This is a genomic window from Candidatus Hadarchaeales archaeon, from assembly GCA_038736355.1.
Classification (GTDB): domain Archaea; phylum Hadarchaeota; class Hadarchaeia; order Hadarchaeales; family WYZ-LMO6; genus WYZ-LMO6.
In genome coordinates this window covers 1-22,503 of record JAVYML010000001.1, presented here as the reverse complement: position 1 = coordinate 22,503, position 22,503 = coordinate 1, and the positions used below count along the sequence as shown (strand labels likewise).

Sequence of the window (22,503 nt, the reverse complement as noted above, 5' to 3'; positions counted from 1 at the left end):
AACATGAAGGACTACTACGAAATCTTGGGCGTCAGCAGGAACGCCAGCAAGGAGGAAATAAAGAGGGCCTACAGGGAGCTGGCGATGAAGTACCATCCCGACAGGAACAAATCACCCGAGGCGGAGGAGAAGTTCAAGGAAATTTCTGAAGCCTATGCCGTTCTTTCCGATGACCAGAAGAGGGCGGAATACGATAGGTGGGGACATGTGGGTTTCACGGGAAGGTACAGCACGGAGGATTTGCTCAGGGATTTCGACTTCGATCTCCTGAGGGGCTTCGGTTTTTCCGATCTGGACCGCATCTTCGAGATCTTCTTCGGGAAGAGGGAAAGGGGTGGAAGGGATTTGGTGGGGGAGGTGGAGTTGGAGTTGGAAGAAGTGGCCTTTGGAGGTGAAAAGGAGGTGGAAGTGGAAAGGATGGAGGAGTGTTCTTCCTGTTCCGGTTCCGGGGCTGCTCCTGGCGGTCTTCGGATCTGCGGGTCCTGTGGTGGATCGGGATGGAAGGAGTTCACTAGGAATCTGGGAACCCTCTTCACCAGTGTGAGGACCTCCTGTCAGGCGTGCGGAGGGGTGGGAAAGGTAGTGGTGAAACCATGTGGGGAATGCAGGGGTTCGGGTAGGGTGGTGAGAAAGAAAAAGGTCAGGGTGAGGATTCCCCCGGGCGTGGAGGAAGGTTCCGTGCTTAGGGTGAGGGGAGAAGGTGAAAGGGGAGAAAGGGGTCCGCCGGGCGACCTCTACCTCACCGTGAAAATCAAAAAACATCCACTGTTCGAGCGTGTAGGGAGCGACCTCCTCTACGAGCTTCCTTTGACCCTTCCCCAAGCGGCCTTGGGATGCACGGTGGAGGTGCCCACCCTCAGGGGAAAAACCACCCTCCGCATTCCTCCCGGAACCCAGTGCGGTCATATCTTCAGGATCAGGAGGGAAGGAATGCCCAGACCTGAGGGGGGAAGGGGGGATTTACAGGTGAGGGTGGTGATCAAGGTGCCCACCCATCTGACGGAGGAACAGAAGAGGTACCTGAGGGAGTACGAGAGGATCTTCGGTTCCTAGAGGTATCCCTATTTAGGGCCTTGGTTAAGAGAGGGTGATGTCAATCCTCCTCGTTCGTCCTTCGAAGCTCGAGGGAGAAGTTAGGGCCCCTCCCTCGAAAAGCTATACCCACCGGGCGGCCACCCTCGCCCTCCTGGCAGAGGGGGAAAGCAGGATACTGAATCCCCTCGAGAGCTTAGACACGGGAGCCACCCTCGAGGCCTGCGAGTTGCTCGGTGGGGAGGTTTCGGTTTTGGAGGGTAGGGAGTGGAGGATAAGGGGTACCGAGGGCGAGCTCAAACCCCGTACCAAGCTCATAGATGCGAAGAACTCCGGTACCACCCTCAGACTCATGACGGCCGTGGCCTCCCATTCCCCCTCCCTCATCAGACTCACAGGCGACGAATCCCTGAGGAGACGTCCAATGGGTCCTTTGGTGGAGGCCCTCAAGGAGCTGGGGGTGGAGGCGAGATGCGAGGGGGAGGGGGGAAGACCACCGGTCGTGGTGGGGGGAGGGATGGTGGGTGGGGAAGTGGAGATTACGGGGGAGGTCAGTTCCCAGTTCATCTCGGCCCTCCTCCTTTCCTGTCCTTATGCCGAGGAGGAGGTGAAACTCACCGTGGTGGGGAAGCTACGTTCCCGTCCTTACATAGAGCTCACCCTTTCCCTCCTGGAAAAAGTCGGTGCTAGGATCAGGAGGGATACGAGGCTTACCGAATTCAGGATCCCTGGTGGACAGCTCTTCCGTCCGCTTTCCCTCTCCATTCCCGGAGACTACTCGTCGGCAGCTTTCGTGTTGGGAGCGGGGGCTTTGGTGGGCTCAGAAGTAAAGGTGAGCAACTTGGATCCCCAAGATCCCCAAGGGGATAGGGCCATCGTGAAGTTGTTGGAAGAATTCGGGGCTGAGGTGGAGTTCGGGGACCATACCCTCACCGTGAGGGGGGCGGAAAAGTTGGAGGGGATGGAGGTTGATTGCGGAGATCATCCCGACTTAGTACCCATCTTGGCCGTGCTCGGATCCGTGGCGGAGGGAAGGACGGTCCTCACCAACATCCCCCATCTCCGCTTGAAGGAGACGGACAGGCTCCATGCCCTCTCCTCCGAGCTCAGGAAAATGGGGGCTGAGGTGAAGGAGCTTCCGGACGAACTCAGGATAAGGGGGGTTAAGAAGCTCAAAGGTGCCAGAGTAAACTCCTTTGGAGATCATAGGATGGCCATGGCTTTGGCGGTGGCTGGTTTGGTGGCAGAGGGGACCACCGTGGTGGAGGGGGCGGAGTCCATACCCGTTTCCTATCCTTCCTTCGTTTGGGACATGAAGAGACTCGGGGCCAAAATGGAATACCTTTAGACGGTTCTTTTAGGGTGGCCCTTCCTTTCTTATGACGATGGGGAGTCTGTTCGGCAGGAAGTTCAGGGTCATGACCTTTGGGGAATCCCATGGTCCAGCCGTGGGGGTGGTGGTGGAGGGAGTACCGGCGGGTCTTCCCCTACGGGAGGAGGATATCCAGAAGGAGCTGGATAGGAGGAGGCCAGGACAGAGTCCCGTGAGTAGTCCTAGGCAGGAAAGGGACAGGGTGGAAATCCTTTCCGGAGTCTTCCAAGGCAAGACCACAGGTGCACCCCTTTGTCTGATGGTGAGGAATGAAGGGGCGGATTCCTCTGCCTACGAGCAGGTGAGGACGAAACCCCGTCCGGGGCATGCCGATTTGACCTACTTCCTGAAGTACGGATATGTGGACTGGAGGGGAGGGGGTAGATCGTCGGGGAGGGAAACCGTTGGGAGGGTGGCGGCGGGAGCGGTGGCCAAGCTCCTCCTCTCCTTCGAGGGGGTGGAGGTCCTGGGGCACACCCTTGAGGCCGCGGGGATAAGGGTGGAAAGGGAGGTGGAGGATTGGGAGATAAGGGAGAACGTGGAGCGCAATCCCATGAGATGCGCCGATCCGGAGGTTGCCAAAAGGATGGAGGAGGCCGTGCTCGAATGTGCCAGACTGGGGGATAGCACGGGAGGGGTGGTGGAAGTCAGGGCCATAGGGGTTCCTCCCGGGCTGGGGGATCCCGTCTTCAACAAGCTGGATGCGGACATAGCCCATGCCATGATGTCCATAGGAGGGGTGAAAGCGGTGGAAATTGGGGAGGGGACGAAGTTCGCCAGGATGAGGGGTTCGGAGGCCAACGATCCCATCGTGCTCAGGGAAGGAAGGATCACCACCCTCACCAACAAGGCAGGGGGAATCTTGGGTGGGATAAGTGTGGGTACCCCCATCGTGGTTCGTCTGACGGTCAAGCCCACTCCCTCGATTTCCCTCCCCCAGCGTACGGTGGATTTGGAGAGAATGGAAGAGACGGTGTTGGAGTTGAGGGGGAGGTTCGACCCCAACCTCTGCCCGAGGGTAGTGCCCGTGGCGGAAGCCATGCTGGCCATGGTGCTGGTGGATCACATGCTCTTGGCGGGGAAGCTCCATCCGGATAGGTGGGGTGGGAGAGGTTGAGGGGGAGGGCTTCTGCCTGTGGTTCTGCCACCGTGATAAATGCCCTCTCAACGGGAAAGGGAGGGGCCTTTGCCGTGGAGCTTAGGGTGGAAGCGGAGGTGGAACTGATAGAGGGTGGGAAGGGGGTAAAGGGAGAGGTGAGGGGGGCTAGGGAAAGCCCCTCGTTGGTGGAGAGATGCGTGAGGAAAGTCTTGGAAAGGGAGGGTTTGTGGGGGGAGTATGGGGCGAGGGTAAAGACGACAGCAGGGGTCCCCATTGCGGTGGGACTCTCCAGCAGCAGTGCCGCCAGTAATGCTGCGGTGCTGGCCACCTTCGATGCCTTGGGAAAGAAACCCAAGGCGAGGGAGGTTCTCGAACTGGCCATTCAGGCTTCGTTGGAGGAGGGTGTGACCCTTACGGGTGCCTTCGACGATGCCGCCGCTTCTTACTTGGGGGGAGGGGTATTGACGGATAACCTGAGGAGGAGGATCCTCAGGAGGTTTGAGGTCGATCCCGAGCTGGAGGTACTCGTCCACCTTCCTCCCCACAAACTCTACACCTCCCAGGTGAGGAGGGAGACCTTAAGGCCGATAGTTGGAATGGTGGAACAGCTGCATCGCCAAGCCCTGCTGGGAAACATCTGGGGGGCCATGACGGTGAACGGCCTCTTGTATGCACAGGTGCTGGGGCATGATCCCTCCGTGGCCCTCGAAGCCCTCTCCTTGGGAGCTTTGGCGGCAGGGCTCACGGGGAAGGGTCCAGCCACCGTGGCAGTTTGCGAGCCCTCCAAGACACGACGTATAAAGGAGGCTTGGGAAAGGAGGGAGGGTAGGGTGCTTTTAACCCGGCCCTCCCCGGAAGGGGCGAGGGTGGGGTAGTGTCCGCTCCCGAACGAAAGGGGAAGGGACTGGAAGAATTGAGGGCGGAGATAGACGAAATAGATCGTCAGCTCGTGGGGCTTTTGGCCCGCAGAATGGAACTGGCGGAGGAAATAGCGAGGGTGAAGGAGTTGGAAGGAAGACCCCTGAGGGATGAGAGGAGAGAAGCCGAGGTAATAGAAAGGGCCAGAAAAATGGCCAAGGAGCTCCGTTTGGACCCGGAGATCGCCGAGACCGTCATGAGGGTGATCATTTCCCGATCCACCCAAAAACAAGCCGAGAGGCTTCGTGGGCCCGAGTGGTGGGAGCACCTCAACAGGGTCTTCAGGGAATATCCCGCCCAGCTCCAGGTAGCGAAGGTTCTCTTCTCCCATGGTCTAAGGGTGGGGGAGGGGGGAAAGGTCATGTGCAAGAACTTGAGGGTACCCTCCGTGCAGGTGGCGAAGGAGGCAGGAGTGGACAGGAGGACCGTGGAAACTACGGCCATGACCCTCCTCGGGGATGAGAAACTTGGTCCCCTCTTCTCCAACCTCGAACCCTTTCCCTACCTCAAAACCGTGGCGCACCACCTGGGGTTGGGGGTGGTGGAGATCACGGCGGAGGATGCCACCAAACCAGGTATCCTCCACGAGGTGGCGGAAGTCCTTTCTAAGTTCAAGGTGAGCGTGAGGCAGGTGGTGGCAGACGATCCCTACCTCGTTCCCTTTCCCAAGATCACGATAGTAACCGACCAACCCCTGAAGGGAAAGGTCATAGAGGAGCTCAGGGCTTTGCCCAGCGTGCACAGCGTGATCGTTTACTAGGGAACAACTAAATTAGGTGGAAAGTTGGAAAAAGAAAGGGATGACACCCATCTTCACGGTTAGACCCATCGAGATGGAATCAGGATACAACCTGATCCTCCTCCACGAACGTGATGCAGAAGAGCTGGGGCTTTATGTCGGAGATAGGGTAAAGCTCTCCACCCCCTCCTCCTCGGTGGTGGCGGCCGTGAACCTCACGGGAAAGATGGTGGAAAGGGGGGAAGTGGGAACCCTGCTGGAGGTCTCGAGGGGATTGGGATTGAAGAAGGGGGATAGGGTAACGGTCTCTCCCCTTCCCCCTCCCCCTTCGGTTGAGGCCATAAGGAAGAAGATGGAGGGAAAGCGTCTCACGCATGAAGAAATAGGGGAAATAATCAGGGACATCGTCCAAAACAACCTCACCCCCACGGAGATTTCCGCCTTCGTGGTGGCGGAATACACGAGGGGAATGTCCATGGAGGAGATAGTTTCCCTTACCCTTCACATGGTGGAGACGGGAGAAAAATTGAGGCTGGAGAGGGGACCGGTGGTGGATGTTCATAGCATAGGAGGGGTCCCGGGGAACAAGTATGCACTGGTGACGGTTCCCTTGGCAGTGGCGGGGGGTTTGACCGTACCCAAGACCAGCAGCAGGGCCATCACGAGTGCCGCTGGCACGGCCGATGTGATGGAGGTTCTAGCCAACGTGAGTTTCAGTCTGGGAGAAATCAAGGAGATCGTGGAAAGGGTGGGAGGAATAATCGCTTGGGGGGGTTCAGTCAATCTAGCCCCAGCCGATGATCTCCTGATAAGGACCGAGCGGGTATTGCGTATCGATCCACCCTGCCAGATGTTGGCGAGCGTGATGGCCAAGAAGCTGGCAGAGGGAGCCCAGTACATCCTCATAGATTTGCCCACAGGCCCCGGTGCGAAGGTGAGGGAAATGGAAGAGGCACGTTCGCTAGCCCAGGATTTCATGGAACTGGGAAGGAGGTTACGCGTGAGGGTGGAGGTGGCCCTGACCTATGGTGGTCAGCCGTTGGGGAGGACGGTTGGTCCGGCCTTGGAGGCTAGGGAGGCCCTGGAAGCCCTTAGGGGTGAAGGTCCCAACAGCCTAAGGGAGAAGGCACTGAGCCTGGCGGGTGTGATGCTGGAGATGGGGGGGAAAGCCCCGCTCGGAAGGGGGAAAGAGGTGGCTTGGGAGCTCTTGAAATCGGGAAAGGCGGAGGCCAAGATGAGGGAAATGATCGAGGCCCAGGGAGGAGATCCCAAGGTGAAGCCCGAGGACCTCCCAGTGGGGGATAAAAGGTTCACGGTGGAGGCTCCTCTCGATGGCTATGTTACCCATATCTACAACGAGAGGATCACGGCCATAGCCTGTGCGGCGGGAGCGCCAAGGAGTAAGGGAGCAGGAGTGAAACTCTTCGTGAAAAGAGGGCATAAAGTTAATAGGGGGGAAAAGTTGTTTGAAATTTATGCAGAACATGAGGGCAAGCTCGAGGAGGCGTTGAAGGTGGTCTCGCGCAGTTTCCCGATGAGGATAGAGGGAATGATGCTGGAAAGACTCACGGACAGACCGAGGGAGTGGTAGGGTGTGGACTACTCCAAAGAGGTTCGCACTGGTTTCGGCTAGTGCTGAAGGACCCTTTGAGCTAGTGGCCTTGGACAATGCTTTGAGGAAGGCGGGGGTAGGGGAGCTCAACCTCATTCCCGTATCCAGCATCCTCCCCCAAGGTTGTGTCCTTTCCGAGCTTCCCTCCCTTCCACCGGGGACCCTCACACCGGTGGTCATTTCGAAGATCTGTAGCTCCACCCCCGGTCAGAAAATAGCCGCTGCCCTAGGGGTGGCCATGAGCGAGAATTCCCATGGCATGATTTCCGAATACCACGATATCGGGGTCTCGGAAAGGACGGCCGGTAAGACTGCAGAGGCCATGGTGAAATACATGATGGAGGAAAGGGGATTAGAACCCACTAAGGTCACTTCCGTTTCAGCAGGTCACGTGGTGAAGCATCACGGGGCAGCAGTGGCCATAGCCGTCTTCCTTCCCTAAGAAAAATCCTAGAAAAAGCGGGAAGTCTATCAGTCACTTTCCGTTTCCGTCTCAGTCTTCTCCCCGCCACCCTCCTCTCCCGTCTTGGGTGAGGGGAAAGATTTCTTGGCGGCGGCGATGACATCGTCTATTCTGAGGATCATGATGGCGGCTTCCGCCGCGGATTTGATGGCCTGCGTCTTCACCCTCAGGGGTTCACAAACCCCTAGCTTTCTCATGTCCTCCACCTTTCCGCTGTAAACGTCCACCCCATAGTACTTGCCATCGGGCTTGGCATGCTTGGCCCTGAGCTCTACCAGAACATCCACGCTGTCCATACCTGCGTTCTCGGCCAAGGTCTTCGGAATGATTTCCAGGGCATCCGCGAAAGCTTTCACGGCTAGGGCTTCCCTCCCGCCTACCGTGTCTGCATAATCCCTCAGCCTAGTGGAGAGGGCCATCTCAGGAGCTCCTCCTCCATACACGTACTTGCCATCCTCCACCACGGCTGCCACCACTCCTAGGGCATCGGTCAGGCCCCTCTCTATCTCATCGGTGACGTGTTCGGAACCTCCCCTCACCAGGATACCCACAGCCTTCGGGTTCTCACAATCCCTCACGAAGATGAACTTCTTGTCACCGATCTTCCTCTCCTCTACCACCCCAGCCTTTCCAAGCTCTGCGGGTGTCAGGTCATCCAAGTTGGTCACAATCTTTCCTCCAGTGGCCCTCGCGAGCTTCTCCATGTCAGACTTCTTCACCCTCCTGGCGGCCAGGATCTTGGCCTTGGCGAGGTAGTGTTGGGCCAAATCGTCTATTCCCTTCTGGCAGAAGACCACGTTGGCCCCCACAGAGGAGATCTTCTCCACCATCTCCTTGAGCATCTTTTCCTCCTGGTCCAAGAAGGCCCTGAGCTGTTCCGGCCTGGTAACCCTTATTTCGGCATCGGTCTCCGTCTTCTTTATCTCCAAGGGCAAATCGAGGAGGGCGATTTTCGCATTCTTCACCACTTCAGGCATGCCCGGGTGAACCCTTTCCTTGTCCAAAATGAGACCATTCACGAGTTGGGAATCTTCCATGCTTCCTCCAGCCTTTTTCTCTATTCCCACGTAGTCGAGATCAACCCTGTACTTTCCATCGGTCTTATCGGCAATCCTCCTGATGGCCTCCACGGCCAGGTCGGCCAGCTTTTCCCTGGCTCCCTCCGACTTCTTCCCCGTCATGGAGGTCATGGCGATCTTGCGTAGGGTTTCGGTGTCATCGATGGAAGTCTGTTCGGCCAACTCCTCCAAGATTTCCTTGGCCTTATCGGCGGCCATCCTATAACCGGTAACGATGATCATGGGATGAATGCCCTGATCCAAAAGTCTTTCGGCCTGGTGAAGGAGGGCTCCGGCCAACACCACCGCCGTGGTGGTTCCATCCTTCACCTCTTCATCCATGGTTTTGGCCACTTCCACCATCATCTTGGCGGCTGGATGCTCCACATCCATTTCCTTCAAGATGGTGACACCATCGTTGGTGACCGTGACATCTCCCAGGGTATCGACCATCATCTTATCCATTCCCCTGGGACCGAGGGTGGTCCTCACGGCTTCAGCCACTATCTTGGCTGCAGCGATGTTCATGCGCTTAGCATCCCTTCCCACCAGCCTCGTCGCACCCTCCGGCAGGATGAGGATGGGCTTAGTTGCCATGATTATCACCTAGAACTCGATAGCTCATATTGGAAATGAAACATCTTCCTTTTATGCTTTTCGGTAATGATTCACCTCGGAGTGGGAACGGTGGGAAGTTTCAGGAAGGAAGAAAGGGGCAGGAGTTCTGCTCCCGTGAAGATAAGCCAGCCCATCACGCACATGAGAAGGGAATGTTTGAGTCCATCCCTTATCCTACCGGTCCTGAACTGTCCAGCCAGGATGCCCAATGCAAATCCTTGTATCAGTACGGCATGATAGAAGAGGGTTTTCACCAGCTCCGGGTTGATGGGGCTGATCCCTATCCCCATCCCGCCTGGCATTTCTATGTTCTGGGTGGGAAGGGCCGGAACAAAAACCACCACCATTCCGACGGCCGTGATGGTGAAAACGGCGAAGATCATGTAGGCTATCAGGACATAGGTGAAGGTTTGCGCCCTGCGCTCCCTCTTCAGGAGAACCTCCGTCGAAACATCCTTGGCGAGCACGTTTAACACATCGCCTATGTTGCTAGTGGCGGCGCTGGCGACGTTCATGACCGAAATCACTCTCATGAGGAGCCCGCTCTTGATCCTCCTCTCCATTTCGGAAAGGGCCTGAGAGGCCGAACTTCCCCACTCTATATCCCTCTTCACCTTGGCCAACTCGGGAGCCAAAGCGCCGAAGCGTTCGGGTGGGAGGGTTCTGATGGCTTTGGCTGGAGGCAGGCCGGAAGAGACGGCAGCGGCCAAGGAGGAGAGGTAATCGGGGGTGATGGTGATGATCTTCTCCAGCCTTCTCTCCCTCAGTTCATGGAGGATGATGAAGGGAAGGAGGGCGATCACGAGCGAAAGCACGAAAGTGGTTTCGGGCTTGGGTTCGAGGCCCAATCCTGTTTCCAAGTTCAGAAAACCCATGAACCTCAGGAGGGAAAAGAAAAGGGCGGCAGGGAGGGAAAGGTAGAAAACCCTTATGGGGTCTTCTGGAAGGGTTTTGAGGAAGGAGAAGAGCCTCCTTGGAGTCTCCATCCAGAAGCTTCCCCTCCTTCCCAAACCTCTAACTCCTGGGGTCTTTGGAGGATGCTTGGCCTCCCAGGGTGAGTACTGGGAAAGGAGGAAAATGAAAAGGGCAGAACCCAAGGGGATGGCCAAGTATACCGTGGCGTAAAGGACGATGGAGGGAATGGGACTCATCATCTGGAGGGGGAGAAGGGTAACCAGTAGGAGGAAGGGAAGAAGGCCTATGGTGATGGTGGAAATCTCCGCTATGATGGCCACTGTCTCGAAAGACTTGAGTTGGGCATCCTTGGCTTCGAAGTAGGCCTTTTCACAGCGGGAGGCGAGGAAATCGCTAAGGCTGGTCCCGGTTTCCACCACCGTGGAGAGGGTTTTGAGGAATTCCTTGAATTTTTCGGAAGGTGTGGTTTCGGCCACATCCATGATGGCTTGGACGGGGGACATACCGAAGACTTCCACGTTCCTGACGATGGTGCCAGCTTCTTTGCATATCTCTCCATAATCGTCCTTCCTCTTGCTGAGTTCTTTGAAGATCCTTATGATCCCCATTCCTCCCTTGCTCATGGCCAGCATGAAGGCAATGGCGTGGGGAAGCCTGGCCTCTATTTCCTTGCTCCTCGCCTTACCCGTGTGGTCTAGGTTCAGGAGGAAAAGGCGGTAGAGCCCATAACCCGCCCCAGCTCCCGAGAGGAAAGCCAAGAGGGGGGAATAGGGAATCCCATATCTGATACCCAAGAAGAGGACCAGCAGGAAGATAGCCAGGAAGAGGAGGAGGGAGAAGTTGATGGTTTCTTCCAGGAATTCCCTAGCGGAGCGGGGAATCCTCGCCCTTCGGAGGGCCAACCGCACTTCCTCGATCCTTTCCCTTTTGATCCTCCTGAGCAGGAATTGCGTGGGGAACATTCAGCTTTCCCCAATCCTTCTCAGAACCCTTTCTGGATTATAATAGTACTGGCTGAGCACATCCGCTATTTCCGAAGGCGTGATTTCGGGTTGGTTGGCGAGCCAGGTCAGTACTTTTTCCCTATTTTTCAGTTCCTTCTTGAGTTGAATGGGCGTGAGGCCCAGATTCCTTCTCAGTTCCCTGAGTACCCAGGACTCCTCCACCTTCCTGAAGGTATCGGTGGCTGGATCCCAATGGAAGGTGTCGACCACTCTTATCTCCTCGGTAACGGGATCGAGCCCGGCGAATTCGGTGATTTGGAGGTTGCGTCTCACCCTTTCGCTCCCCAAGTTGGTGAGCAGCTGAAGGCATACGATATCGAGTTCGGCCAACATGGGTCTGGGAATGTTGATGGGATCTCCCTCCAACCTGTTCACGGCGGCCTGAACGGATCCAGCATGCATGGTGCAAAAAGCGGTGTGTCCAGTACAGATGGCTTGGAACATGGCTTGGGCTTCTATTCCCCTCACCTCCCCCACGATCAGGCATTCTGGTCTCTGTCTCATGGCAATCTTCACGAGTTCGTTCATGTCGATGGGTTTTACCCCCAGCATTTCCCTGGTGACATTGGGAACCCAGTTCTTCTGATAGAGGGAAAGCTCCCTCGTATCTTCTATGGAGATGATTTTGGCGTCGGGTGGGATGAAGAAAGCCAACGCGTTTAGGGTGGAAGTCTTCCCACTCGCCGTCCCCCCTATTACCATCACGCTGCACCTGTTTTCTATCGCGAGCCAGAGGTAGGCAAGCATTTCAGGACTGAAGGTATGGAACCTTATGAGGTCCACTGGGGTAAAGACCTTCCCCAACCATTTCCTGATGGAGAAGGAGGCCCCCCTTGCGGTGATTTCATCACCAAAAGTTACCTGCACCCTGGCCCCATCCGGTAGCTTGGCGTCCACCACGGGTTCAGCGAAGGAAAGGTGTTTGCCACTCCTTTCCGCGAGGAGGGAATTGAAGTGGTCCAGTTCACTCCTTTCGAACTGTATATTGGTTTCCATGTTGTAGTATCTGCGATGGTAGATGAAGATGGGTATCTCCGGGCCATCACAGGAAATGTCCTCGATCATGGGATCCTTTAGCAAGGCATCTATTTTCCTAAAGCCGAGATTTTCCCTTCTCAGGAAATAGTAAAGGCGATAGAGGGTTTTGGGATCGGAGATGCCCATCCTCTTGGCAATTCCCATCATTTCCCTCACCAAGAGTTCCTCCTTCTGCGCTGGAGGTACTTCATAGGGAAGCTTGTTTTTCAGTTCTTCCCACATTTCCTGAAGAATTCTCTGTTCTTCAAAGGTGAGCTTGGGTTCAACCAAGTGGTATCTCAAACGACCCGTTCCTTCCTCCCGTAAGATGACGGCATAGGAAAAGGGCCTCTCTATCCAATACCTTTCTACTTCTGTATATCCCTTGGGAAAGGAAGTGAACTCCTCCAGCTTCCCGAACAGTCTCATGTCATAGGGGGGCATGCCAAGGGAAGTGAGCTCGAGGGAAATTTCCTCCTCTTCCCTTCGGGGAGGCATCTCCTCCACCAAGTGCTCTATTCCCACGGAGAGCAGGAGGAGACCCCTTATTCCCTCCCGGAGTTCCTGGTGGACCAAGTTTTCCCTTTCCTCTAGAGCCCTGAGTTCTTTTCCTTCCTCTACGAGGAGAAGGAGTCTTCTCAGCTCCACCACATCTTCTTTGACCTCCTTTTCCTCCAAGTACTCTATACCGAGCGAGAAGGAGCGGAGGATTTCCCTCCCCTCAGCAGACTCGGGGGTTTCCTCCTTTGGGAAGAGTTCTTCTGGTACCTCGGGAATCTCCGGGGTATAGAGCAATCTCTTCAGCCTTTGTGCGAATTCTTCCTTCTCCATTCTCCACTCCTTTTCTCCTCCTGTTTTATTTAAGGGATGGTCTGGAGGAGAGGGGGTTTCTTCTCCTGAATCTAAGAGTTTTTTAAAAGCCGGATACCTATCGGCCAGCTTCCGGACGTATTCCGGGGTTTCCTCTAGACCGTTTTCTCTTTCTTCCACGGGGGATCCTCTGGACCCCCCCACCCCTGCAGTCAATTAATATGCCGAAAGAGGTTTGAAAAGCCTTTCGGTAGACCTTTTTCAGCCTAACTCAGTTCTTCGGTTACCCTTTTGGCGAGGGAGAGAAAAGCTTTGGAGGCTGGAGAGCGAGGTTTGTGCAGGACTACGGGTTTTTTGGCTAGAATGGACTCTTCCACCGCTTTGTCTTCGGGTATAACCCCCATTTCCTTCAGCTTCAGGATGTTTTCTATTTCCCTGGGTTTCAGTTGCTTGGAACCGAAGAGGAAACCTTTTCTGAACCTATTGATTACCACCCCCATCACGCTCTTCTCCAAGAGTACTGCCACATCCCTACTGGTGGAGACATCTGACACAGCGATGGGATCGGGAGTGGTAATCAATAGCACCCTGTCGGATTCGGTTAAAGGTACTATGGAGTTTTTGTTCACACCGGGGGGGGTATCCACGAGCACGAGATCGTATTGATCCTTCAAATGGGAGAGGACGGAGGAAAGAAGGTCCAACTTGGCCTTCAAGTATCCCCGAAGCGAGGGGATGACAGGCAAGAGGGGAACGCCATAGGCGGTACTCAGAGTTTTGGTTACCTCCTCTTCGGAGATTTTCTCGGACTGGAGGAGGGTGTGGAGGCCCTTCGTTCCAGTTTTTCCACCCAGTTGGAGAGTTAAATCCCCAGAGGCCAAATCCGCATCCACCAAAACTACTTTGATTCCCCTTTTGTTCAGGAGAACTCCCAAATTGGCGGTTATGGTGGTTTTGCCCACTCCCCCTTTCGCAGAGACCACCGAGAGGATCATTCTTCTCTCCCAATACTAAGAAAAAGGGGTTTAAAAAGGGAGAGGAAACCCTTCTTCGGTACCACCTTTTTTAAACAGCCTCACCTAAAGAAAATGATGCCCAGGATACCCACTGGGATAGAAAGTTTGGATTTGGCTTTGGGTGGAGGAATACCGGCAGGTTCTCTGATACTCTTGGTAGGAGAGTCGGGAGCGGGAAAGAGCGAGTTCACTTATACCGTAACAGCAAATGTTAACTCCATGAGAGAAGATCCTTCCCTTCTCCCTTCAGGTTTCGATGTGGTACTTCCAGAGCATGTTTGGTACGCTACTTTCAGCAGGAGCGAAGAAGGTGTACTCTCCGATGTGAGGGGAAAGTTCAGCGAGGATTTCTATGAGAGGTTTACTAGGGGCACCCTTTTCAGGGAGTTCCTCACCGTTCCTTCCCGTCTCACTTCCTTTCATGAGTGGGTAGCTTCCGTGATAAGCAACGGAGGACACGTGAAACTCCGCCGGGAGGTTTTCTCCTCTTTGGCGAGGTTCTTGGAAAGGGAAGGTCCGGGTATGATGGTGGTCTTCCATACCCTGACGGATCTTTCCCTCCTTTTCAGGAAGGGGGAGGAGATGGAGTTTGTGAGTTTCCTGCAAAGTTTGAGGGAGATCTGTAGGGAGTGGAGTGTCACGGTGCTTGCCATCTTGGCGAGTGGGATCTTCAGTTCGGATGTGGAGGCTCTTATCGTCTCCAACGCCGATGGGGTCTTTTCCTTTGAAATACAAGGGGAAGAATTAGCTAGGAGAACCCTGTTTTCCTGCAAGCGCATGAGGGGAACTACCATAAGTCCAGAACCCTTCGAGCTCACCATCACTCCGGATGGGGTGGAGCTTACCCGTCTCAGGACCTTGGCAGGACGCTAGTCTAACGGGAAGTAGAAAGGGGTTCGCTGATCGAGGACGTGGGCTAGGTATACATCCTTTACATAGAACCCCACGTTTGTTAGGTATTCTGGGAGTCTATGGAGGAGATAGCGAAGGAGGTGGGGAGAGTTTATTTCCTTCATACCCCAGCATAGGAGTTCCTCCATTTCCTTCGGGGAGAGATGAGGATGATTCCAGACGAGATGCTTGCAATCGAATTTATGCCAGTCTTTCTCGAAAATTCCATATCTTTTGTCCAGATAGTCCCAGAGGGGGGTGGAAGGTAAGGGGGTAAGAATGCAGAGCTGTACGAAACCTGGGTTCAGCCCCTTCAGTTCCTTGAGGGCAGCCTTGATGGACTCTTTTGTTTCCTCTTCATGGCCTATCATGTAATAACCTATTCCCCCTATCCCTCTCCAGGGAGCTTTCCAAGAAAGTCTTATCCTCCGTATTACCTCCTTCACGATGTCGGCCCTTTCCCTTTTTTCCAGGTCGTCCAATACCCGTTGGTCGAAGCTCTCTATCCCGAAGAGGGCCCCCCTCATCCCTAGCTTTCTCCACTCTTCCAGTTTCTCCAACAGCAAGTCGGCCCTTATCATGGGTGCCCACATAAAGCCGTATTTCCCCAAAAGTTCTGCCACCTCCTCCGCATGTTTTCTGAAGAGGCCGAAGTTTTCGTCTAGGATGAGTACATACCCAAGCCCCAGCTTTTTATAGAACTCCAACACCCTCTCTATGCTCTTAAGGGGTATGACACTGGGTTTGGGGCAAAAGGAAGGGGTCTGGCAGAACTTGCACCCCATGGGGCATCCTCTGGTGGTGAAAAGTACTCCTACTGGTGCGAACTTGAGACCAAAAGTAGTCCCCACGGTGCCCAGAAGGGGAGGATGTACCACCTCCTTGATCTTCCTCCCGAAGAAGGAAGCCACCTCCTCCTCCGCATATCCCCTGAAAACCCTGTCGAAGTAAAGCTCCATCCCTGGAGTGAGGGCCCCGTAGTTACCAGCCCAGAGTTCTCCCACCCCCTTCTCCCTGGCCAGATCCGCCATCTCCAGGATTTCCGGGATTTCATTCACGTAAAAGGAAAAACCCACCACATCCCACCCTTCCTCCAGCTTCCTCAGGTATTCCTCCTTGGTGGGATACTCCAAGATCTCCAATTCAGGAACGTTCTGCTTGAGGAAGCGGAGGCCATAGGAAGTTCTCCTCACCCAAGTCATCCTGAGGGGAAAGAGCATGTTGCTTTCTATGTAGTCGTAGTACTGACCGTTCGTGTATACCGTGGTGAGGAGTACTTTTTCACCGGAGTTCAAAGAATCTCTCCCTCCTGTAGTCATAGGTGTTGGTGAGGGCGAAATGGGTGAAGTGCCATTTGAGATGGAGGAAATAATCGGGAAGACCCCTCAGCATATAACGCGGAAGGGCCCAAGAGTTCAACTCCCTCATGCCCCACTTTACGAGTCTTTCCACCTCTTCTGGGAGGAGGTGGGGATGGTTCCATACCAAATGTTTTCCATCGTACTTGTGGAGATCACTTTCGAAGATTCCATATTTTTCCCCTATGTAGTCCCACAGCTCCGTACCAGGGATGGGGGTGAGAACGAAGAGCTGGGTGAAGAGGAAGGGAAGCTCCTTCAACTTTCTCACACTTTCCTTGATCCCCTTTACCGTTTCGTTCTCAAAGCCCAGCATGTAAAAGGCCAGCAGGTGCGGGAACTTGTGAAATCTTAGCTCGGGGGGTATTCCACTTTCCCTCTTTTCCTTCACCCTTTGGGCGAGTTCATAGACTTCCCTCACACTGTGCCCTTTCTTTAGGAAATCCAAGTTCTCTTGGTTTAGGCTCTCTACCCCTATGACGGCTCCTACCATTCCCCTTTCCGTCCAGTCTTCCCAATTCTCCAGCAGAATTCTTATGGTGGTCATGGGGATCCAGTAAAAACCGTACTCCTCGAGCAGGGAAATCACCTTTTCCGCATGCTGTCTAAAAACACCGAAGGTGTCATCGAAGATCCAGACCTGCCAAATTTTTTTCTCAGCATAGTAGGCCAAGACTCTCTCTATACTCCGGAGGGGCAGGGTGTAGGGTTTGGGACAAAAGAGCTTGATTTGGCAGAAGTTACACCTGAAAGGACATCCCCTAGAAGTGGAAATCACCCCAAAGCGGTTAAGCTTGAACCAAAAGGGAGAAGTGAAGGAATATACCAAGGGAGGATGTACCACCTCCTTGATCTTCCTCCCGAAGAAGGAAGCCACCTCCTCCTCCGCATATCCCCTGAAAACCCTGTCGAAGTAAAGCTCCATCCCGGGAGTGAGGGCCCCGTAGTTACCAGCCCAGAGTTCTCCCACCCCCTTCTCCCTGGCCAGATCCGCCATCTCCAGGATTTCCGGGATTTCATGGCCATAGAAGGAAAAACCCACCACATCCCACCCTTCCTCCAGCTTCCTCAGGTATTCCTCCTTGGTGGGATACTCCAAGATCTCCAATTCAGGAACGTTCTGCTTGAGGAAGCGGAGACCTGGAGAAATTTGGGCGGGGGAGGAAAAACGGATGGGTTCCTTTGAGCCCAAGTCTAGGAAGTCGAAGGGTTTTTCCCTATACACGGTGGTGAAGAGGACCTTGGGCAATCTCTCACTCCAGCACGCTTTTGTAGAGGGGTATTCCCTGTGGGACGTAAACGAGTAAGAGCTCATCCCCTTTCCTCAGTCCCCCCAAGGGAAAACTCAAAACATCACCGGCTTTAAAATCGCACCTTCCCCCATCCATCCTTCCGTTGAGCTTCCCTCCTTCTTTGACAGTAACTTTCAGGGCGTTTATCCTCACCTCTAGGTTTCTCCAAACGATGGCACCGTTTTCCAAATCGAAGGCTTTTTTGATAGTTCCTCCGTAAAGGTGCTTTATCGTGAGTTCCGTGGAATTCTCCCCGAAGCCGGAGACGGTGAGGAAGGGAAAGAATGGGGGTTCTGGAGTTTGAGAAGAGCCCACAGCCCATCCAATAAAAAAACCTAGGGCTAAGGTCAGACTCAGGAGCAAGACTTCCGCCAGGGTGGGAGAAATACTGGGGAATACCATCTTTTATCATCTGGTGGGGAAGGCTTTTACTCTGACGGAGCTTTTACCCCTTCCATCCCAATAAAAAGGATGAAGGTTTCGGTGATCATTCCCGCCTACAACGAAGAGGGACGCATAGGGAGAGTGGTGGAGGGAGCGAGAAAGGTGTTACCTTGGGCCGAGATATTGGTAGTTGATGGGGGATCCGAGGATGATACGGTGGAGGAAGCCAGGAAGGCAGGGGCTAGGGTGGTGGGAGCGGTAAGGGGAAAGGGCTTGGCCTTGAAGAGGGGGGCCGAGGAAGCCAAGGGGGAAATCCTCCTTTTCCTCGACGGGGACGGAAGCTATCCACCGACTTCTCTTCCTTACCTTCTCTACCCTTTACTGTCGGGTAGGGCCGAGCTGGTGAGGGGTTCAAGGCTTTTGGGAAAATCCAATTTCTCCCCCTTTAGGAAGTTGGGAAACAAGTTGTTGAGCAGGCTGGCTTCCCTTCTCTATTCCAACACCTCCGACCTCCTCACCGGGATGTTCGCGATGAGGAAGAAGGATTTCTTGTCCTTGGGTTTGAAGAGCAGGGGATTCGAAGTGGAGACCGAACTTTTCGTAAAAGCCGTTAGAAAGGGTCTTAGGATAGGGGAAGTACCCATTTCCTACCGTAGAACGGGTAAATCCAAACTCTCGCCGCTCTTGGATGGGATTAAGATCTTCTTCACTCTCCTCAGGGGAAGTTCATGAGAATAGCGAGGGAGGTCTTCTATACTTGGAAGGAAGTGATTCTACATCCGGAGAGGGTGAAAGAAAGGTTCTCTCTGGGTTTCATGATAGCAGTCTCCTTCTATTTAGGTTTTCTCTACAACACCTTCCATTTCTTCCTCTACCCCGTTTATACCGTGGAGGAGTTTCATGCCGGTCTTTTCTTCTGGCTGCATTCCCTTTTCGGGGGGGCGGCAGCGGCTGGAACACTCCTTTATGTTAGTGTCATTGGATATTTTGGTTGTCTACTCCTTGGTAAGAGAATCTCCTATTCCAAAATAGAGCATCTAGTTTTTGCATGTTCTTTCCTCTGGCTCCTTCCACTCCTTTTCTCGCTAGTTCTGATAGCGATGGGGGTGGAAGAACCTCCGGGAAAGGTTAAGGAGATGCGTCTTTTTGGGGATTGGTTCTATGTCACTTGGGCCGTCCTTTTGAGCGCCCCCATTGCTTCCTTTCTAACTTTTAGAATTTTCAGGAGGGCTTTCGGTTTCGATACTTTTCACTCCCTCCCCCCCGCACTCCTCATCCTTCCTCTGGGATATATCGTGGGTAAGGGTTCTTTCATGCTCGTTTTTAGGGAATGGTTAGATTTGGAGGAAAAGTGGAGGATGATTGCGGGCATTTTCTATTTTTCAGCTGCAGGATGGGTTTTTTACCAGATCAGGGAGAGAAGGGAAAAGATTGAGGACATGTTTTGGCGGGTACTCAGGAGGTTCTGGCCTCAATCCTCCAGAAGCCAAGGAGTTGGTCGGCAGGAGCGTAAGCTGCGGTGAGCTTGTCACCGGTCTTTAGTGGGGGGGAAGGGAGTAGCTCCAACAAATCCCCATCTCTCAACGGAACTAGGCCAGGATTGGGATTTCCGTTCAGGGTAGCCCATTCAGTCTTTAGTCTCCTTCCGTTTATCCTTAGCCTCAAGTTCTTCCATTCTATCTTTCCGTTTTCCAACAAAAGAGCGTCCTTTATTTCTTCCCCCCTCCACTTTGCCATTATTGTCAACTCTCCAAGGTTCAGGCAGTAGAGGTGTTTGTCGGAAGAGCCCACGTAGAGGCGATTTTCCAAGGGTAGGGGTGATGTGACAGGACCTCCCGTTTGGAAGTATCCTCGTAAGTTCCCGTTTTCTGAATCCAGACAATAGACCCTTCCATCCCGAGAACCGACGTACAATTCTTCTCCTCGGAAAGAGGGTGAATGGAGAATGGCATCACCCGTCCTGTAATACCATCGTTCTTCTCCCTTTTCGGCATCTAAACAGTGCAATATTCCAGTTGCATCCCCCACATAAATTCTACCCTTCCAAAAAGCCGGGGAATAGGAGGTTTCCCCAAAATAGTGATACCATAGCCTTTCCCCGTTTTCCGCATCTAAACAGAAGAAATAGGGACCAACGGGCAGGTAAATCCTACCGTTCGCCAGACAGATGCCGGTTACGGAGGGAAAGGGAGCAGGCAAGGACCAGAGGATTTTGCCGTCTTCCGCTTGTAGGACATAAATTCCTTCCCAGGTGCCGACGTAAATTCTGTTTTCCCAGACTAGGGGAGGAGAGCAGATAGGAGAACCAAGAGATTGTTTCCAGACTAGAAGACCATCCCCAGCTGAAAGGGCATAAAGTTCACCAGTTTGAGGTGAGGATAGAAAAATGCGATTTTCCCAAGCGGAAGGGGAATAAAAAAGGGAGCTCTCGGTCTGAAAGCCCCACCTCACCCTTCCAGTACTGCTCTCCAAGGCATAGAGCTTGCCATCGTAGGACCCCACGTAAACGGTATCGCCTAGCACTAGGGGAGAAGAGACCACAGGCCCACCAGTCTTGAAGGACCAGACAGGATTTCCAGAAAGGGTTAGGGCGTATACTTTCCCATCATCGGAACCGAAATATATCCTCTGTCCATCCGTAGAGGGGGAAGAGTGTATTCCTCCTAGGACTTCGAAAGACCAGAGGTTCTCTCCAGTGGGCACTAAGTTAAGAAACAGAATCCCATGAACTCTAGGAGCTGGTTCCTTGAGTACCCCCATGGCATACGTGACCATGAGCATTAAGGCTATCGTACCCAAGATGACCATTATTGCCCCAACTGTCTCTGAGACACCTTTTTGATCCACTTTCTCATATCCCCACGGAATAAAAGAAAATACAGCTTCCGGAAACCTCATATTTGTTCTCTACAAAGGAAAAAAGTGCTAGACAAGAAGAATGGGGGTCTTTTGGCGGTTCTCTTCCTTCTCCTCGCTTTCCTTGGATTTTCAAAATGGAGGGGTGAAGAAGGGTGTTTCTTCGAGCTCGTAGCTGAAAGGGTGGTAATGAGCGGTTGGAAAATGGAGCCGGCGGAATACGGTGGATACGAGGTCACCAAAATCACGGCAGATTCCTCCATCCTTTCCAACCTCACCCTCTCTCCCCTAGGTACCTTCTCTCCCTTGGTGGAGGTAAGAAAACTCACTGTTTATGCCCTCTCGGTAGAGGGAACCGCCGGAGGAGTGGAGGCAGGCTGGGAGAAAGGGAATGTCCCCCTCCGGATACTCGAGCTTCTCCTGCCGAGGGAAAATGCTGAGATGACGGGAGTTAGGATGAAGATCCTCGCCATGGAGGCGGAAGAAATGGTTCCTTTTTCCCTCCGTGTGGAGGCCACTTCCCTTTCGGATTTCAAGCAAGTTAACATGCCTTACGTGAGGATGAGGGGTTGGGAAATGAGAGGTCCAGAGGATTATCGTCTGCCATCGGGGAAGGAAGTCAAAGTCACCCTCATTTCCGTTCAGGAACTGAGTGGGGAAATGTATATGGGTTATAAACGTTGCGTGTTGGGTGGAAAGGTGGAGCAAAGGAAGGCGGAAATAAGGTCTATTGAAACTCGTGGTCAGGTCTTAGGTTTTGGGGCGACTTGGTTGGGAAGCCAGCAGCCCCCCAACTTGAGAGAATTGGCAAAGGATCCAGCCCTCATGACAAACGTGGGCCTCAAACTTCTCCTGCTCCAAGCAGAGAATACGGTGCTCCGAGAGGTGAGCATGAAGATAATGGGGATGTGAGGATTAGAGCCTCATACCTTTCAGCAGGATTTCACGCGTATAGAGGCGTTCTGCCTTTAATTCCGTTCCCCTTATCTTCAGCTCCTTCACTTCTATGTTTTCTCCCCTTTCCAGCAGAAGAAGAAGGAAGGATCCCATCCCCCGGTTCTCGAGCTTGGAGGGATCCACTATCATGCTCACCTTCTTGGCCTTCAATTGGTCAGCCCTTATCTTGGTTGTCCAATCCATGGAGAACTTTCTCGCTGTCATTTCAGAAAGTTCAATTACCAGCTTTCCTTGAGAGGGGACTAGGGCACCAGTGATGATCATTTCCTCTGCCCTGACGATGAGGTCCCCCTCTCCCGCCTCCATAGTTAGGTTTTTCAGGATGAGTCCGCTGGGAGGAAAAAGGAAGGAAGCACCCAGTCCGGTAAGGGCGAGTGCTATCAAGACTACCAGTTGAAGGGACCTCTCCATCTTTAAAGCTCCTCTTTCCCCTTTAAAGCCCCTCTCCGAAAGTAGAGGATGGAAGAGGTGGTAATCGTGGGGGGAGGGCCAGCGGGCCTTACCGCGGCCCTCTCCTTACTGGAAGAGGGTATATCTCCGTTGGTGCTGGAGAGGAGCACGGAGTTCGGGCACAAGGCATGCGGGGAGCTTATGGCGGAGAGGCTCTACGGGTTCGACGTGGGGGAGCTGGTGAAGGGGGCGGTGGAGAAGGTCCATGAGAGCCTCACCGTCAGGTTCCACGGCAAGGAACTTCGCTTCTCGGGGGTAAGGGCCCCTGGATGGCGTAGTGAGTTCAGATTCCTCTTCATCAACAGGAAGAAATGGGAGGAGAAGCTGGCGAAAAAGGTGAGGAGAGAGGGAGGAGAGATCAGGAGGGAAAAGGTCCACCTGCTGGAAAGGGAGGAGGGAAATATGCTTCTGAATGGGGAACTCAGGACCAAGATGGTGATAGGGGCGGATGGAGCCCTCTCGCTGGTTAGGAACTTTTTAGGGGGGAAGGTGAGGCATTTCGGGTTCGCGGTAGGGAAAAGGGTGGAAATGGAGAGGGTGAGCGAGGCGGAGCCTACTCTTATCGTGGATCCTCTCCTGACCCCTTTTGGTTACGCGTGGGTTTTTCCAGGGAGAAGGGAGGCCAACGTAGGGGCGGGTGAG

General features: G+C 53.9%; 21 protein-coding genes. 12 read left to right on the top strand and 9 right to left on the bottom strand.

The annotated features are described in order from the left end of the window. Positions 1-3 precede the first annotated feature (3 nt). The 7 genes from dnaJ to QXG22_00075 are packed head-to-tail and all read left to right on the top strand — an operon-like array spanning position 4 to position 7,214. On the top strand, positions 4-1,053 hold the full coding sequence (dnaJ, locus tag QXG22_00105) for a molecular chaperone DnaJ (protein ID MEM0358406.1): 1,050 nt from the start codon (positions 4-6) through the stop codon (positions 1,051-1,053). Between the two features lie 37 nt (positions 1,054-1,090). Continuing rightward, entirely contained in the window at positions 1,091-2,380 is a 1,290-nt protein-coding gene (gene aroA, locus QXG22_00100) for a 3-phosphoshikimate 1-carboxyvinyltransferase (protein ID MEM0358405.1), read from the top strand. Between the two features lie 37 nt (positions 2,381-2,417). Continuing rightward, complete coding sequence (gene aroC, locus QXG22_00095; GenBank protein MEM0358404.1) at positions 2,418-3,521, top strand: chorismate synthase; 1,104 nt, start codon at positions 2,418-2,420, stop codon at positions 3,519-3,521. Continuing rightward, positions 3,503-4,378, top strand: a complete 876-nt coding sequence (locus QXG22_00090; GenBank protein MEM0358403.1) for a shikimate kinase — start codon at positions 3,503-3,505, stop codon at positions 4,376-4,378. The genes aroC and QXG22_00090 overlap by 19 nt, the downstream gene beginning before the upstream one ends. Beyond that, the gene (locus QXG22_00085; protein ID MEM0358402.1) at positions 4,378-5,181 is read left to right on the top strand and encodes a chorismate mutase; all 804 of its coding nucleotides are present in this window, start codon (positions 4,378-4,380) and stop codon (positions 5,179-5,181) included. Before QXG22_00090 ends, QXG22_00085 begins: the two co-directional genes overlap by 1 nt. A 40-nt stretch (positions 5,182-5,221) precedes the next feature. Beyond that, on the top strand, positions 5,222-6,751 hold the full coding sequence (locus QXG22_00080) for an AMP phosphorylase (protein ID MEM0358401.1): 1,530 nt from the start codon (positions 5,222-5,224) through the stop codon (positions 6,749-6,751). Between the two features lies 1 nt (position 6,752). After that, positions 6,753-7,214 (top strand): arginine decarboxylase, pyruvoyl-dependent, encoded by a 462-nt coding sequence (locus tag QXG22_00075; protein ID MEM0358400.1) that lies wholly within the window; start codon positions 6,753-6,755, stop codon positions 7,212-7,214. A 29-nt stretch (positions 7,215-7,243) separates the two neighbouring features. Here the strand turns inward: QXG22_00075 and thsB are convergent, their stop codons facing one another. From thsB to QXG22_00055, 4 genes are all read right to left on the bottom strand, one after another. Next, on the bottom strand, positions 7,244-8,890 hold the full coding sequence (gene thsB / locus QXG22_00070) for a thermosome subunit beta (protein MEM0358399.1): 1,647 nt from the start codon (positions 8,888-8,890) through the stop codon (positions 7,244-7,246). Between the two features lie 71 nt (positions 8,891-8,961). Beyond that, positions 8,962-10,788 (bottom strand): type II secretion system F family protein, encoded by a 1,827-nt coding sequence (locus QXG22_00065; GenBank protein MEM0358398.1) that lies wholly within the window; start codon positions 10,786-10,788, stop codon positions 8,962-8,964. Beyond that, a complete protein-coding gene (locus QXG22_00060) occupies positions 10,789-12,837 on the bottom strand; it encodes a type II/IV secretion system ATPase subunit (GenBank protein ID MEM0358397.1) in 2,049 nt (682 codons plus the stop codon). A gap of 86 nt (positions 12,838-12,923) precedes the next feature. Further along, positions 12,924-13,652: a P-loop NTPase gene (locus QXG22_00055; protein MEM0358396.1), complete on the bottom strand. Its 729-nt coding sequence runs from the start codon at positions 13,650-13,652 to the stop codon at positions 12,924-12,926. Between the two features lie 96 nt (positions 13,653-13,748). On the opposite strand from QXG22_00055, the gene QXG22_00050 reads away from it, so the two are divergent. Beyond that, positions 13,749-14,546 (top strand): RAD55 family ATPase, encoded by a 798-nt coding sequence (locus QXG22_00050; protein ID MEM0358395.1) that lies wholly within the window; start codon positions 13,749-13,751, stop codon positions 14,544-14,546. Here the strand turns inward: QXG22_00050 and QXG22_00045 are convergent. Genes QXG22_00045 through QXG22_00035 form a run of 3 tightly spaced genes read right to left on the bottom strand, consistent with a single transcriptional unit; the run spans position 14,543 to position 17,616 of the window. Then, complete coding sequence (locus tag QXG22_00045; protein ID MEM0358394.1) at positions 14,543-15,859, bottom strand: radical SAM protein; 1,317 nt, start codon at positions 15,857-15,859, stop codon at positions 14,543-14,545. The two genes, QXG22_00050 and QXG22_00045, sit on opposite strands and share 4 nt — an antisense overlap. Further along, positions 15,846-17,171, bottom strand: a complete 1,326-nt coding sequence (locus tag QXG22_00040; GenBank protein ID MEM0358393.1) for a radical SAM protein — start codon at positions 17,169-17,171, stop codon at positions 15,846-15,848. Before QXG22_00040 ends, QXG22_00045 begins: the two co-directional genes overlap by 14 nt. A gap of 4 nt (positions 17,172-17,175) precedes the next feature. Continuing rightward, entirely contained in the window at positions 17,176-17,616 is a 441-nt protein-coding gene (locus QXG22_00035) for a hypothetical protein (protein MEM0358392.1), read from the bottom strand. Between the two features lie 69 nt (positions 17,617-17,685). Here QXG22_00035 and QXG22_00030 point away from each other — a divergent pair, with 69 nt between their 5' ends. Together QXG22_00030 and QXG22_00025 are read left to right on the top strand one after the other, a co-directional pair. Further along, a complete protein-coding gene (locus tag QXG22_00030; GenBank protein ID MEM0358391.1) occupies positions 17,686-18,330 on the top strand; it encodes a glycosyltransferase family 2 protein in 645 nt (214 codons plus the stop codon). Continuing rightward, a complete protein-coding gene (locus QXG22_00025; GenBank protein ID MEM0358390.1) occupies positions 18,327-19,121 on the top strand; it encodes a hypothetical protein in 795 nt (264 codons plus the stop codon). Before QXG22_00030 ends, QXG22_00025 begins: the two co-directional genes overlap by 4 nt. Here the strand turns inward: QXG22_00025 and QXG22_00020 are convergent. Then, entirely contained in the window at positions 19,054-20,406 is a 1,353-nt protein-coding gene (locus tag QXG22_00020; GenBank protein ID MEM0358389.1) for a PQQ-binding-like beta-propeller repeat protein, read from the bottom strand. The two genes, QXG22_00025 and QXG22_00020, sit on opposite strands and share 68 nt — an antisense overlap. Before the next feature lie 114 nt (positions 20,407-20,520). Here QXG22_00020 and QXG22_00015 point away from each other — a divergent pair, with 114 nt between their 5' ends. Next, positions 20,521-21,366, top strand: coding sequence for a hypothetical protein (locus tag QXG22_00015; GenBank protein ID MEM0358388.1), 846 nt, complete (start codon positions 20,521-20,523; stop codon positions 21,364-21,366). Positions 21,367-21,369: 3 nt separating this feature from the next. Here the strand turns inward: QXG22_00015 and QXG22_00010 are convergent, their stop codons facing one another. Continuing rightward, a complete protein-coding gene (locus QXG22_00010; GenBank protein ID MEM0358387.1) occupies positions 21,370-21,822 on the bottom strand; it encodes a hypothetical protein in 453 nt (150 codons plus the stop codon). A gap of 48 nt (positions 21,823-21,870) precedes the next feature. On the opposite strand from QXG22_00010, the gene QXG22_00005 reads away from it, so the two are divergent. Next, the coding region (locus tag QXG22_00005; GenBank protein MEM0358386.1) for an FAD-dependent monooxygenase at positions 21,871-22,503 on the top strand (633 nt) is incomplete at its 3' end.

What these genes read in the sequence shown, in the direction of transcription:
- dnaJ (MEM0358406.1), top strand. Translation starts at nt 4, where the DNA reads ATGAAGGACTACTACGAAATCTTGGGCGTCAGCAGGAACGCCAGCAAG.
- aroA (MEM0358405.1), top strand. Translation starts at nt 1,091, where the DNA reads ATGTCAATCCTCCTCGTTCGTCCTTCGAAGCTCGAGGGAGAAGTTAGG.
- aroC (MEM0358404.1), top strand. Translation starts at nt 2,418, where the DNA reads ATGGGGAGTCTGTTCGGCAGGAAGTTCAGGGTCATGACCTTTGGGGAA.
- QXG22_00080 (MEM0358401.1), top strand. Translation starts at nt 5,222, where the DNA reads ATGACACCCATCTTCACGGTTAGACCCATCGAGATGGAATCAGGATAC.
- thsB (MEM0358399.1), bottom strand. Translation starts at nt 8,890, where the DNA reads ATGGCAACTAAGCCCATCCTCATCCTGCCGGAGGGTGCGACGAGGCTG.
- QXG22_00065 (MEM0358398.1), bottom strand. Translation starts at nt 10,788, where the DNA reads ATGTTCCCCACGCAATTCCTGCTCAGGAGGATCAAAAGGGAAAGGATC.
- QXG22_00055 (MEM0358396.1), bottom strand. Translation starts at nt 13,652, where the DNA reads ATGATCCTCTCGGTGGTCTCTGCGAAAGGGGGAGTGGGCAAAACCACC.
- QXG22_00050 (MEM0358395.1), top strand. Translation starts at nt 13,749, where the DNA reads ATGCCCAGGATACCCACTGGGATAGAAAGTTTGGATTTGGCTTTGGGT.
- QXG22_00035 (MEM0358392.1), bottom strand. Translation starts at nt 17,616, where the DNA reads ATGGTATTCCCCAGTATTTCTCCCACCCTGGCGGAAGTCTTGCTCCTG.
- QXG22_00030 (MEM0358391.1), top strand. Translation starts at nt 17,686, where the DNA reads ATGAAGGTTTCGGTGATCATTCCCGCCTACAACGAAGAGGGACGCATA.
- QXG22_00025 (MEM0358390.1), top strand. Translation starts at nt 18,327, where the DNA reads ATGAGAATAGCGAGGGAGGTCTTCTATACTTGGAAGGAAGTGATTCTA.
- QXG22_00020 (MEM0358389.1), bottom strand. Translation starts at nt 20,406, where the DNA reads ATGGTCATCTTGGGTACGATAGCCTTAATGCTCATGGTCACGTATGCC.
- QXG22_00010 (MEM0358387.1), bottom strand. Translation starts at nt 21,822, where the DNA reads ATGGAGAGGTCCCTTCAACTGGTAGTCTTGATAGCACTCGCCCTTACC.